Origin of the sequence: Odoribacter sp. Z80, assembly GCF_009935865.1 — a bacterium.
Classification (GTDB): Bacteria; Bacteroidota; Bacteroidia; order Bacteroidales; family Marinifilaceae; genus Odoribacter.
In genome coordinates this window covers 79704-92173 of record NZ_QWEL01000002.1, presented here as the reverse complement: position 1 = coordinate 92173, position 12470 = coordinate 79704, and the positions used below count along the sequence as shown (strand labels likewise).

Genomic DNA, 12470 nt, shown 5'->3' with positions numbered 1-12470 from the left:
TTAATACATTATGTGCATGAAGTGGTTCGCTTTCATCTTTATTTTTTCGGTATTGTATTCTTGCTCGCCTTACCAGGGAGGGGGAGAGTTAACCGGAACGCGTAAAGCCCGGAAATGGTTTGAGCCTCAGCCTTATGGAATGGTTCTGATTCCGACGGGTAGCTTGAATATCGGGAATAATGATGAAGATATTACGTGGACGATGTCTGCTTCTTCCAAAACTATTTCTGTTCCGGCATTCTGGATGGATGAAACAGAGATTACCAACGATGAATACAGGCAGTTCGTTGCGTGGGTCATTGATTCAATCAAACGCCAGCGTTTGGCTGATGAAGGCATGGAAGAGTTTTTGATGCAAAGCCGCAAGGGAGAAGTAATGGATCCGCCGCGTTTGAATTATCAGACACGGATTGATATGCGAAAAGAAGAGTACAAGGATGTCCTGGCGGGTATGATGTACCAGGGGGATGACCGTATCACTGAAAACGAGTTGGATGTTCGTAAAGTGGAGTATTCTTATTCGTGGTATGATTTTGCGCAGGCTGCCCATAATGACCGTTTTTATGACCGGGAATCCGGTACATATAAGGGTGGCTTTGTGATTAACGCAGATGGAGAAAAGGAAGCAATCAAAGGACGTTCTTCTTTCATTTTAAGGAAAAAGGTGAAAATTTATCCTGATACGCTTTGCTGGTTGAAAGACCTTACTTATGCTTACAATGAACCTTTTGTAAGGGAATATTTCTCTCATGTGGGTTATGATAATTATCCTGTGGTTGGTGTGAATTGGCATCAGGCCCGGGCTTTTTGTAATTGGCGGACTCAATTTTTCAACAATTATGCGACTACCCGGGTGCAGGAGTGGCGTTTGCCCAATGAAGCAGAGTGGGAATATGCCGCACGCGGAGGGTTGAGTGGCGGAAAATATCCTTGGGGTGGACCTTATACCCGTAATAAGAAAGGGTGCTTCCTGGCTAATTTTAAACCTTTGAGAGGAAATTACGTGAGTGACGGCGGGTATACGACATTGCCCGTAGGAACATATGAACCTAATGGTTTCGGACTTTATGATATGGCTGGCAATGTGGCTGAATGGACCGGTGATGCTTTTGACGAATCCGCGTATCAGCAAACCAGCGATTTGAATCCTTATTATCAGGTTACAGCTAAAAAGACGGATAATAAGATTTCTAAACGGAAAGTGATTCGTGGCGGTTCTTGGAAAGATATCGCCTATTATCTTCAGTGCGGAGTACGGGATTACGAATATGAAGACTCTACAAGGTGTTTTATAGGTTTTAGAACAGTAAGGACAAGAATTGAATATTAAAATTAAGGGGCTATGAAAATATTGGAGACAAAAGCGTATAAAGTTATTATGGGGTATGTATACGGCTGGGGAGCTACAGCCGTGATTGTGGGTGCTCTTTTTAAGATTTTGCATTTACCGGGTGCTTCTTTGGTATTGATGATCGGAATGTTGGTGGAAGCTGCTATTTTCTTCTTGTCGGCATTTGAACCGCCTATGGAGCATTATGACTGGGCACGTGTTTTTCCTGTACTTGGAAGGAATGGTGCCAAGTTGGATGAAAAAGGGGGAAATATGCCTGTTTCGATGCCTGCTTTTCAGGGAAATGGTGTCGTATCATCGGCTACTGCTCCGGCAGGAACTACTAACATAAACCTGGGGCTGGAAAGTGAGGACCTGAATAAACTGAAAGCAGGTATCAATAGAATAGCTGAAACGGCTGATCATTTTGCCGGAATTGTGGGAGATGCTCCTGATGTTGCCAGAAAAATAGCAAAGGTAACCGATTCATTTGAAGAATTGGGCGAGTCTACTCAGCAAATGAGTAAAATCTTGCAACAATCGGTAGAAGGCATTTCTTCCGGTTATGATGAGGTAAGTAAAATGCTGCTGGAATCTACCCAGACTTTGACTGCGCAGATCAAGGGAAATTGTGAGAAATTGGCTAATGGAATGGGAGAATCTGCCTCTAAATTTAATTCTTTAAGTCAGTTGATGGAAGAACAATACCAGCAATTGAAAACAAATGCTACGGATTATTCTCAGCAAATTGCCGGAATGAATAAAAATATCGGGGCATTGAATGCTTTATATGAATTGCAGATGCAGGAAACCAAAACTTGTTTGGACTCTTTCCGGGGGATGCAGGGAGATATGGGCGAGATGCTTGAAAATGTTTCTTTGAGCCTTGATAGTACGAAGTTATTTAAACAGGAGGCTCAGCAGCTGGCTAATAATGTTGCTTCGCTGAATTCTGTATATGGTAATATGTTGAGTGTGGTGAATAATAATTAAGCTTATTTTCGATGGGAACGAAAAATTGTCCGGAAACACCGAGGCAGAAGATGATCGGGATGATGTATTTGGTGCTGACTGCTATGTTGGCATTGAATGTCTCTGCGGATGTATTAGATGCTTTTACTAAGGTGCAACATGGATTGACTTCAACAATCGGCAATTTCCAGCGGAAGAATGCCGAAATATACAATGATATTGAGATGGCCTATAACCTCAATCATAACAAGATGGCTCCTATTATGGAGAAATCCGGGAAGTTGAGGAAAGCTGCGAAGGAGCTTGTGGATCATATAGAGGGGTTGAAATACCGGCTGGTTGTTTTGGCGGATGGAGAGGAAGAGGCTGATGTCATGAATGTGAAAGCCAAAGATAATCTGGATATTGGTAGTCAGGTGATGATTCTGGAAGGGAAAGGAAAGGAACTTCGGGAGATGATTGCCGCTTACAGGGAGCTTGTATTGGGTTTTGTGTCTCCGAAAGATACAGTATTACGGAAAGCGATCAATATTTGTCTTTCGACTTCTGATACCAAACCGGGAAAGATGGATAATAAATCATGGGAGGTCGCTAAATTTGAAAGTGTGCCCTTGATTGGTGCTGTGACATTATTGACTATGTTACAAGCTGATGTGTTGAGAACGGAGGCTGATATTGTAAGGTATTTGTCCAATTCTGCAGATGCCGAATCGTTTAAGTTCAATAAACTGGAAGCTTTAGTGATTCCTGAATCCCGGTATGTACTGAAAGGAGAAACTTTCAAAGCCCGTATCATGTTGGCTGCTATTGATACGACCCAACAGCCCCAGGTGATTGCCAATGGCAGAAATCTGGCCTATAAAGGAGATATTGCAACTTATTCTGAGCCTGCAAATACAGTGGGATTCAAGAAATTAAAAGGTGTTATCAATTATGTGTCTCCTTCGGGAAAGACGTTGCCCCGTACGTTTGAGATGGAATATGAAGTTGCAGATCCGGCAGTAGTGATTTCTCCTACTAAAATGAATGTGTTTTATGTGGGGGTAGATAATCCGGTGTCTTTGGCGGCTCCTGGCATTTCTCCGGAGGCTATCGAAGCTCAGATTACAAACGGTACTATTCGGAAGCAGCCGGACGGTTCGTATATTGTACGTCCCTCTGTGGCAGGGAAGAACAGTTCCATTACGGTGTTTGCTAATGTCCAAGGCCAGAAAAGAGAATTGCAGACTCAGGTCTTTCGAGTGAAAGATGTGCCGGACCCGGTAGCAAAAGTAAATGGCTTGAGGGGAGGTAAAATCCGTAAGAATGTGTTGCTGGCATCAGGAAGAGTGGATGTGGAGATGGAGAATTTCGATTTTGATTTAAAATTCTCGGTAGAAAATTTCAGTGTATACAGTGTGATAGAAGGATATGTTGTGGAGGAGACCCGTTCGGATAAGGGGAAATTCAGTGATGCACAAATCAGAATGATCAATAAGCTGAAACGGAATCAGGCTTTGACGATAGAAAATATTATGGTAAAAGGCCCTGATGGCACAACCCGGAAATTGCCCTCAATTTCTTTTAGGATTGATTAATAAGGAATGGATTTAATTTAAGGATTATGAATAATAGGATTATACTCATTTTTTTAGCACTTCTATTGGTTGCTTCCTATGCAAAAGCACAGAACTCGAAGGCCTTTTTCGAGAATGTGATAAAAAATGAAGATAACTATGAGAGGACACCGATTGCGTTGCCGCATGTCGAGCCCTACAATATAGTATGGAGTAAGACGGTATGGAGGGAAGTAATCCTGCGGGAGAAAATGAATCTGCCATTATATTACCCTACCGTGCCCATGGATGGACGAATGTCCCTGGTAGATTTATTGATGGAGGGGATTGAGAAATCTTTTAAAACGGCTTATGAGGATGATGAATTGCAGACTCCCATTACTCTTTCCGAAATCAAGGCGAAGTTTGGGGCATCTGTGGATACGTTGAGAAGGCATAATGAGAGTACCGGAGAGTTGGAAGTCGTTACGGTGGCCAATGAGATTCATACGGATGAAGTGAAACGTCTGCAGGTGAAGGAAGTATGGTATTTCAATAAGCGTTCTTCCCGGCTGGAAGTCCGGATTATTGCCTTGTGTCCGATCCGGGAATATGTTAAAGATGATGCTGACGGCATTCTGAAACGGGAATTGTTTTGGGTGGATTACGGTGAATTCCGGGATTTGCTGGCAAAACGAAGAGTGTATAACTTTCAGAATGATGCTATGCGTTTGAGTTTTGATGACCTTTTCCTGAAAAGATATTTTAGTTCGAGGATTATTCGGGAGACTAATCCTTATGACAACCGTTCTATTCAGAGTTATGCCACGGGTATTGATGCTGTGCTGGAATCTGACAGAATTACGAATGAAATCTTTAATTACGAACAGGATTTGTGGGAATATTAAGGTTTTTCTTAACGTATAAAAAGTCGCCTCTAAAGGCGACTTTTTTTGTTGGCTTAATCAGAAGGTTATTTTTTCAACCGGAAGGTTTTTTCAAAACGTTTGATTTTATCTTCGTCTTTGCGGTGACAAATCATTAAATAATTGTCTTTTTCTGCTATGATGAGATTTTCAACACCCTGCACAATAACGTTTTTGCGTGCAGGCACGTTGACTATGCAATTTTGGGCGTCGTTCAGAATGACTTTATCGGAATTGGAGACATTGTTGAACTCGTCTTTTGGACAAAGGGCATGAAAAGCATGCCAGGTACCTACATCCGACCAGCCGAAGTTGCCTTTTAATACATATACATGCTGGGATTTTTCCATAATACCTACGTCAATGGAGATGTTATGGCATTGTCCGTACACGTTTCTTATGAAATTCGGTTCTCCCGCTGTGTTTAATTTGCAATCTGTATTAAAAAGGATATGGAGGTCGAACATGTGGGTTTTGAATTCCTGGATAATGTCTCGAGCGCTCCAGATAAAGATACCGGCATTCCAAAGAAACTCATCGGAATCAAAAAACATTTGAGCCAACTCTGCGTTGGGCTTTTCGGTAAAAGTCTTGACAGTGGAAATTTTTTGAGTGTTGTCTTTCGATTTCACCTGAATATACCCGTATTGGGTTTCGGCACGGGTGGGAGTGATTCCTATGGTCAGTAAACCTCCCTTTTGCTCCACGAAGCTGACCCCTTCTTGAAGGTCTTTCAAATAAGCAGCGTCATTGGTAATGAAGTGGTCGGAAGGGATGGTAACCATATAAGCATCGGGGTTTATGCCGTGGATTTTATAGGCTGCATAGGCAATACATGTTGCAGTATTGCGTACATAAGGCTCTTTCAATATATTGGAATCGGGAATTTCCGGGAGTTGTTTTTTGGTGATATCTCCGTATTCTTCGCCGGTAACAACAAAAATATGATTGTTGGGAAAAATCTGGGCAATTCGTTCATAGGTCTGCCGGATAAAACTTTTTCCGGTATGTAGGATATCTGAAAATTGTTTGGGACAGCGTTGATTACTGACAGGCCAGAAACGATTGCCGATTCCGCCGGCCATAATCACACAATAAGAGTTGGGGTTCATTCGTATGGTTTTAGAGTGTTTTTATTTTTTGTAAAAGGATATTCAAAATGTATACCAAATATAATGCTTTTTAGTTAAGAATCTGAAATATGAAATCGAAATTTATGAGGAGGTGAAAATGCCTTCCGGATTATGGAGTAAATTCCATGAATAATTTATATTTTTACCTTAAATTTCTGTCGGTTTTGGTTTCCGGCAGAAGTTCTACTGAATTTCCATGTCAGGAAATCAGGATTGAGGGTTGAGTTAACTGGGATATATATGAAGTTTTTGTATCATCTGGGCCAGTATATTACTTTTATCAGAAAAGCTTTTTGTAAGCCTGAAAAAATGAAGGTGTACAGCAAGGAAATGATTCTTGAATTCGAAAAGCTGGGCCTGAATTCTATTATGCTGGTCGTCATTATTTCCTTTTTTATCGGAGCAGTGTTGACTTTACAAACGGCTTATAACATGCAGAGTCCTTTGCTGCCCCGCTATTTAATCGGTTACCTGACCCGGGAAACCATGTTACTGGAATTTTCCTCTACCATTGTCAGTTTGATTCTGGCGGGAAAGATCGGGAGCAATATCGCTTCGGAAATCGGAAGTATGAGAATTACTGAGCAGATAGAGGCTTTGGAAGTGATGGGAGTGAATTCGGTTGCTTATTTGGTCGGACCCAAGATTTTAGCAGCGTTGGTGATCAACCCGGTTTTATATGTCTTCAGTGTTTTTATCGGTATTCTGGGAGGAATTATCTCCGGTATAATCAGCGGAGTGGTTAATTTTGAGGATTTTATTTATGGGTTGCATTTTTCATTTAATCCTTATTACGTGACTTATTCCATTGTAAAAACTTTGTTCTTTGCTTTTATTTTTACTTCTATACCTGCTTTTTATGGTTATTATGTCCAGGGAGGAGCCAGAGAAGTAGGGAAAGCCGGTACCAAAGCGGTGGTAGACAGTAGTATAGCCATTCTTACGGTAAACCTCATATTAACTCAAATTATGTTGTAATGATACGAGTCGAAGCTTTGAGTAAGTCTTTTGACCAGAAGATGGTATTATCGGATATTCAGGTAACTTTTGAGACAGGTAAAGTGAATCTGATTATTGGAAAAAGTGGTTCCGGTAAAACGGTATTATTAAAATCCTTGATTGGATTGAATCCGATAGAAGAGGGGCATATTTATTATGGGGACAGGGATCTGACAATAATGGATGCTTCTCAGATGAAATGTTTACGTCAGGAAATCGGAGTGGTATTCCAGGGAGGTGCTCTCTTTGATTCGCAGACTGTATTGGAAAATGTGATGTTTCCCTTGAATCTGTTTACTGAGTTGTCTGAACGGGAAAAAAGAGAGAGGGCTGTTTTTTGTTTACATCGGGTGGATTTACACGATGCAGAAAATCTTTTCCCTTCGGAAATTAGCGGTGGTATGAAGAAGAGGGTAGCCATTGCGCGGGCTATTGTGATGAATCCCAAATTTTTATTTTGTGACGAACCGAATTCCGGTCTGGATCCGCTTACTTCTATTGTTATTGATAATTTGATTTATGAGATTACTCATGAATACGGAATGACGACGGTGGTAAATACACATGATATGAATTCCGTTTTTGAGATAGGGGAGAAGATTGTTTTTATCCATGAAGGCCGGAAGGAATGGGAGGGGAACAAAGAGATGATAGCCCATACGGAGAATAAATATTTGAATGATTTTATTTTTTCTTCCAAACTGTTTAAGAAAATAAAAGAAGAGTTATGATAAGAAGTGTTTTGACCGGAGGAATCATAATTTGTGTATGGTGTATGGTTTTGGGGTGCCATCGTGAAAAACTCCCCCTGGATAAGGAGGAATTTACGGCGTTGTTGATAGATATGCATCGTATTGACGGAACTTTGGCAGCAAATCGTGGCATGGTCGGGAGTCATGAGTTGAAGAATTATGCTTATTACAATCACGTGTTTCAAAAATATGGTATCACACGGGCGGATTTTGATTCTTGTATGTATTATTATTCTGCACGAAACACAGAGTTTGTAAAGATGTATGAGGTGATTATTGATAGTCTGAACCGGCAAATGACTTCTATTGATAAAGTGTTGAGTGAATTGAAAATCAATGATTCTGTCAATTATTTCCCGGTAGTGGACACACTCCGGCTGGATTCGGTTTATACGGTAGTGATAGACAGTATAATCCCCGGACAATATAAGTTTCAGACCACTTTAAAATTTGATTCGGCAGCTTCTGTCAGAAATCGCCGTATTCATTCTTTCTTTTTGTCTGAAGATGAGAAAGATACTTTGCATGTACGGGACCTGATCGTACAATTCGACACAGTACCCCGGAAGTATAATTGGTCACAGTATACTGATTCGGTTTATACCCGTCTGGTAATCAGTTATCTGGATATTGTCCCTCCCCGGCAGCCGGTAAGTTCTGCTTTAAAAAGGCGGCAGTTGAAGCCCCAAACAGATAAACCCGTTGACCTGAAAAAATTTGGAGGACAGTCCTGGGATAACCAGTTGTTCCGTCCTTATATATCCCAGAGGACTGAGAAAAGATTGCAACAAGGATTGCCTCGCCGATAAAAAATGAGAAAAATAGCTGCTAATTATATTTTTCTGCCGGACTCTCCCTTGATTAAAAACGGGTATGTTGTTATAGAGCAAGGCGAGGTAAGGGTGGTAAATACCGGAGGACACATCCGGGAAATTGCCGGAATGGAATTCTATGGCGGACTGATTGTCCCCGATTATGTGATGACATATAAATGTTTATTCCAATCAGGCGATAAGATGTTGCCTCTTTTGGAGCGTTGGTTTGCTGAAAGAGGTAATCATTTTGAACAGGTTGCTCTGGTTGAGGGGGCAGATTTGCTTCATTTAACCTGGAGTGATGCCGCCAAAATCCGGTTGCTTTGATATTTTTCCCCGTGAAAAATATTCGGCTAAAAATTCAGGTGCGGGAAGGAATATAGAGATAAAAAATTAACTTTGCTAAGACTTTATTTAGAATGGCAGACGATAAATTTGATTAATAAAAATAGATATGAAAAAAGTATTGTTAATGATTTTAGATGGGTGGGGTATCGGTAAACAGGATAAGACGGATGCTATTTTTAATACTCCTACCCCTTTTATTTCGGCTTTAACTGAAAAATATCCTCATTCAACTTTGTTAACTTGCGGTGAGAATGTTGGTTTGCCCGATGGACAGATGGGAAATTCCGAAGTGGGGCATTTGAATATCGGTGCAGGTAGGGTGGTTGACCAGGATCTGGTACGGATAAACAAGGCTTGCCGGGATAATTCCATTCTTCAAAATCCTGAAATAGTGAGGGCTTTTACTTATGCTAAGGAAAATAAAAAGCAGGTTCATTTCATGGGGTTGGTGTCTGACGGCGGAGTGCACAGTTCTTTGGAACATTTGAAAAAATTATGCGATGTATCTAAGGAATTTGGTATTCAGAAGACTTTTGTACATTGTTTTATGGATGGCCGGGATACGGACCCTAAGAGTGGATTGGGATTTATCCGGGAATTGAAGGAACACATGGATAAGTCTACCGGGCGTATTGCTTCGGTTATCGGCCGTTATTATGCCATGGACCGGGACAATCGTTGGGAACGGGTGAAAGAAGCTTATGATTTGCTTGTAAACGGAATCGGAGCCCAGACTCAGCATGTGGAGGTTAGCATCCAGCAGTCTTATGATGAAGGAGTTACGGATGAGTTTATCAAACCGATTGTACATGTTGGAAGTGACCGTAAACCGGTGGGTGTGATAGAACCCGGGGATATGGTGATTTTTTTCAATTACCGTAATGACCGGGCCAAAGAATTGACGATTGCATTGACTCAACGCGATATGCCGGAACAGGAAATGCATACTTTGCCTTTGCATTATTGTTGTATGACTCCTTATGATGCGACTTTCCAGGGGTTGCATATCCTGTTTAACAAGGAAAATGTGGAGAATACACTGGGGGAAGTGGTCAGTAAAGCCGGATTGAAACAATTGCGGATAGCTGAGACGGAAAAGTATGCCCATGTGACTTTTTTCTTTAATGGCGGCCGGGAAGCTCAGTTTGAAGGGGAAAACCGGATATTGGTACCTTCTCCTAAAGTGGCGACTTATGATTTGCAACCGGAAATGTCTGCACCGGAAGTGGCTGAAAAATTAGTAGACCAATTGAAGGCCCGGTCGGCAGATTTTGTTTGTCTGAATTTTGCCAATGGTGATATGGTGGGACATACCGGCGTTTATGAAGCAATACAGAAAGCGGTGGCCACTGTCGATGCGTGTGTGGAGAAAGTGGTGAATGCAGCCCGGGAAAACGGATATGATGTTTTGATTATTGCCGACCATGGGAATGCTGATAATGCTGTGAATAGTGACGGCTCTCCGAATACTGCCCATTCTTTGAATCCTGTACCTTGTATCTGGATAACCGATGAACAGGGAAAATCTTTGCAGAACGGAGTGCTGGCAGATGTAGCTCCCACTGTTTTGAAAATTATGGGAATAACCCAGCCGGCAGAAATGACGGGAAAGAGTTTGATCGGGTAATTTGCCGGAAGATAAAAGAAAAGCGACCTGTTTCCGAGGTCGCTTTTTTTCGTATTTTTGCCCTTGTAAAAATGAAAATGATGCAAGTAAGAAAAATAGCCGGAAATATTTATACCGTATTGATATTACGGATGTTATTGGTGTATGGAATATATATGATTACCCGTATGCTGTTTTATCTGTATAATCTGAGTTTATTTGAGAACATCAGCCCCGGAGCTTGGCTGCGAATCATGGAAGGAGGAGTGCGTTTTGATACATCTGCCATTATTTATACCAATTTGCTGGTTATTGCTTTGCATATTCTTCCATTCCGTTTTCGGTATACTAACGGCTATCAGCAGGTTATAAAGTATATCTTTTATCTTGTGAATGGGATAGCCATTATCGCTAATATGGCCGATTCGGTTTATTATCGTTTTACTTTACGGCGTACGACCACTGCCGTTTTTGAGGAATTTCAGAATGAACAGAACGGAATAAGTCTTTTTTTTCGTTTTATCTGGGATTATTGGTATGTTACGCTGAGCGTGGTGGGATTGGTAGCGGGAATGATTTGGGTATACCGTAAGATTCGTATTGCTCAGCCTCTGATTCGGAATCCGTGGGTATATTATTCGGTGAATATTGCGGCATCTGCCTTGATTGTCCTATTGTGTTTGGGAGGAATGAGGGGTGGTTTTGCTCACAGTACCCGTCCGATTACTTTAAGCAATGCCACCGAATATATAGAGCGTCCGGATCATCGGGCAATTGTGCTGAATACTCCTTTTGCTCTGATTCGTACCATTGGGAAAACCACACTGCATAAGAAAGAGTATTTTCCGGAGGAACAGATTTCTGCTATTTTTAATCCGGTCTATGATCCTGTCTCCCCGACCGATCATTTGTATGGGAGTCTCAGGGGCAGAAATGTTGTGGTTATTCTGTTGGAAAGTTTTGCCCGGGAATATACAGGTGTTTTTAACCGACATTTCCAGGGGTATCAGAGTTATACTCCTTTCCTTGATTCTTTGGCAGAAAGAGCCTATCTCTTTGAAAGGGCTTTTGCGAACGGAAGAAAGTCAATTGATGCCATGCCGTCGGCTTTAGCCAGTATTCCGGCGATGGAAACCTGTTTTATACTTTCCCATTATTCGGGTAATGCTTTGAATAGCCCGGCTTCTTTATTGGCCCCTTTGGGGTATCGTACGGCTTTCTTTCATGGAGCTCCCAACGGGTCCATGGGCTTTAATTCATTTGTGAAACAGGCCGGTTACAAAGAATATTATGGTAAAGATGAATATGATAATAACGATGATTTTGATGGTATTTGGGGAATCTGGGATGAACCTTTCCTGTCTTATATGGCCGGGCAACTGAATGAGTTTGAAGAGCCGTTTTCAGTTGCGGTGTTTACCCTTTCTTCCCATCATCCTTATAAGGTGCCTGAAAAATATAGAGGCAGGTTTCCAATGGGGTATATTCCCAATCATCAAGTCGTAGGTTATACAGATTATGCCCTTCGTCAGTTCTTTCGCAAAGCTTCGTCGATGCCTTGGTTCCGGAACACACTGTTTGTTATTACGGCTGACCATTCCGCAGCTCATCATGAGGATGCCTATAAAACCGCTTTGGGCGATTTTGCGGTTCCCATGGTGTGGTATGCTCCGGGCAGCAATCTGGTGGGCTATAACGATTCGACAGTTGTGTCGCAATGCGATATTCTGCCGACTGTAATGGGATTGTTGGGATATGACCGGAAATTTGTGACTTACGGACGGAATATGTTTGATGCCGGAAAGGAACATTTTGCTGTTAATTTCAGGGAAGGGGCTTTTCAGATTACCGAAGGCGACTATTTTTTACAATATGCCAATGAAAAAGTAATTGCCTTTTATAATTACAAGGATGATCCGAAATTATTGAATAATCTGGCAGGCAAAGGTGGAGAGACAGAAAAGAAAATGCTGGATAAACTACGGGCAGTTATCCAGCAGTATAATGCGGGAATGATTGATAATAAGTTAGCCGTAGAAGACGGATTCTAAAAG

At 41.6% G+C, this 12470-nt stretch carries 11 protein-coding genes; 10 read left to right on the top strand and 1 reads right to left on the bottom strand.

The window, feature by feature from the left end; all coding sequences use genetic code 11:
* The first annotated feature begins 16 nt into the window (after positions 1-16).
* Genes D1136_RS02170 through gldN form a run of 4 tightly spaced genes read left to right on the top strand, consistent with a single transcriptional unit; the run spans position 17 to position 4745 of the window.
* Complete coding sequence (locus tag D1136_RS02170) at positions 17-1330, top strand: SUMF1/EgtB/PvdO family nonheme iron enzyme (protein ID WP_202623037.1); 1314 nt, start codon at positions 17-19, stop codon at positions 1328-1330.
* A gap of 12 nt (positions 1331-1342) precedes the next feature.
* Positions 1343-2323 (top strand): gliding motility protein GldL, encoded by a 981-nt coding sequence (gene gldL / locus D1136_RS02165; protein WP_161875992.1) that lies wholly within the window; start codon positions 1343-1345, stop codon positions 2321-2323.
* Positions 2324-2334: 11 nt separating this feature from the next.
* A complete protein-coding gene (gene gldM / locus D1136_RS02160) occupies positions 2335-3879 on the top strand; it encodes a gliding motility protein GldM (RefSeq protein WP_161875991.1) in 1545 nt (514 codons plus the stop codon).
* A gap of 26 nt (positions 3880-3905) precedes the next feature.
* Positions 3906-4745 (top strand): gliding motility protein GldN, encoded by an 840-nt coding sequence (gene gldN, locus D1136_RS02155; RefSeq protein ID WP_161875990.1) that lies wholly within the window; start codon positions 3906-3908, stop codon positions 4743-4745.
* Positions 4746-4810: 65 nt separating this feature from the next.
* On the opposite strand, the gene D1136_RS02150 is transcribed toward gldN, so the two are convergent.
* Positions 4811-5875, bottom strand: coding sequence for a mannose-1-phosphate guanylyltransferase (locus D1136_RS02150; protein ID WP_161875989.1), 1065 nt, complete (start codon positions 5873-5875; stop codon positions 4811-4813).
* 261 nt (positions 5876-6136) lie between these two features.
* On the opposite strand from D1136_RS02150, the gene D1136_RS02145 reads away from it, so the two are divergent.
* The 6 genes from D1136_RS02145 to D1136_RS02120 all read left to right on the top strand — a co-directional run bounded on the left by D1136_RS02145 (position 6137) and on the right by D1136_RS02120 (position 12467).
* Positions 6137-6874, top strand: a complete 738-nt coding sequence (locus D1136_RS02145; protein ID WP_161875988.1) for an ABC transporter permease — start codon at positions 6137-6139, stop codon at positions 6872-6874.
* Positions 6874-7626, top strand: a complete 753-nt coding sequence (locus D1136_RS02140; protein WP_161875987.1) for an ABC transporter ATP-binding protein — start codon at positions 6874-6876, stop codon at positions 7624-7626. The genes D1136_RS02145 and D1136_RS02140 overlap by 1 nt, the downstream gene beginning before the upstream one ends.
* Entirely contained in the window at positions 7623-8456 is an 834-nt protein-coding gene (locus D1136_RS02135) for a DUF4296 domain-containing protein (protein WP_161875986.1), read from the top strand. Before D1136_RS02140 ends, D1136_RS02135 begins: the two co-directional genes overlap by 4 nt.
* A 3-nt stretch (positions 8457-8459) precedes the next feature.
* Positions 8460-8789, top strand: coding sequence for a hypothetical protein (locus D1136_RS02130; protein WP_161875985.1), 330 nt, complete (start codon positions 8460-8462; stop codon positions 8787-8789).
* Positions 8790-8916: 127 nt separating this feature from the next.
* Positions 8917-10437: a 2,3-bisphosphoglycerate-independent phosphoglycerate mutase gene (gene gpmI / locus D1136_RS02125; RefSeq protein ID WP_161875984.1), complete on the top strand. Its 1521-nt coding sequence runs from the start codon at positions 8917-8919 to the stop codon at positions 10435-10437.
* Positions 10438-10517: 80 nt separating this feature from the next.
* Positions 10518-12467 (top strand): LTA synthase family protein, encoded by a 1950-nt coding sequence (locus D1136_RS02120; RefSeq protein ID WP_161875983.1) that lies wholly within the window; start codon positions 10518-10520, stop codon positions 12465-12467.
* Positions 12468-12470: the final 3 nt, after the last annotated feature.

Coding starts and splice junctions, on each gene's coding strand:
- D1136_RS02170 (WP_202623037.1), top strand. CDS start 17: ATGAAGTGGTTCGCTTTCATCTTTATTTTTTCGGTATTGTATTCTTGC.
- gldL (WP_161875992.1), top strand. CDS start 1,343: ATGAAAATATTGGAGACAAAAGCGTATAAAGTTATTATGGGGTATGTA.
- gldM (WP_161875991.1), top strand. CDS start 2,335: ATGGGAACGAAAAATTGTCCGGAAACACCGAGGCAGAAGATGATCGGG.
- gldN (WP_161875990.1), top strand. CDS start 3,906: ATGAATAATAGGATTATACTCATTTTTTTAGCACTTCTATTGGTTGCT.
- D1136_RS02150 (WP_161875989.1), bottom strand. CDS start 5,875: ATGAACCCCAACTCTTATTGTGTGATTATGGCCGGCGGAATCGGCAAT.
- D1136_RS02145 (WP_161875988.1), top strand. CDS start 6,137: ATGAAGTTTTTGTATCATCTGGGCCAGTATATTACTTTTATCAGAAAA.
- D1136_RS02140 (WP_161875987.1), top strand. CDS start 6,874: ATGATACGAGTCGAAGCTTTGAGTAAGTCTTTTGACCAGAAGATGGTA.
- D1136_RS02135 (WP_161875986.1), top strand. CDS start 7,623: ATGATAAGAAGTGTTTTGACCGGAGGAATCATAATTTGTGTATGGTGT.
- D1136_RS02130 (WP_161875985.1), top strand. CDS start 8,460: ATGAGAAAAATAGCTGCTAATTATATTTTTCTGCCGGACTCTCCCTTG.
- gpmI (WP_161875984.1), top strand. CDS start 8,917: ATGAAAAAAGTATTGTTAATGATTTTAGATGGGTGGGGTATCGGTAAA.
- D1136_RS02120 (WP_161875983.1), top strand. CDS start 10,518: ATGCAAGTAAGAAAAATAGCCGGAAATATTTATACCGTATTGATATTA.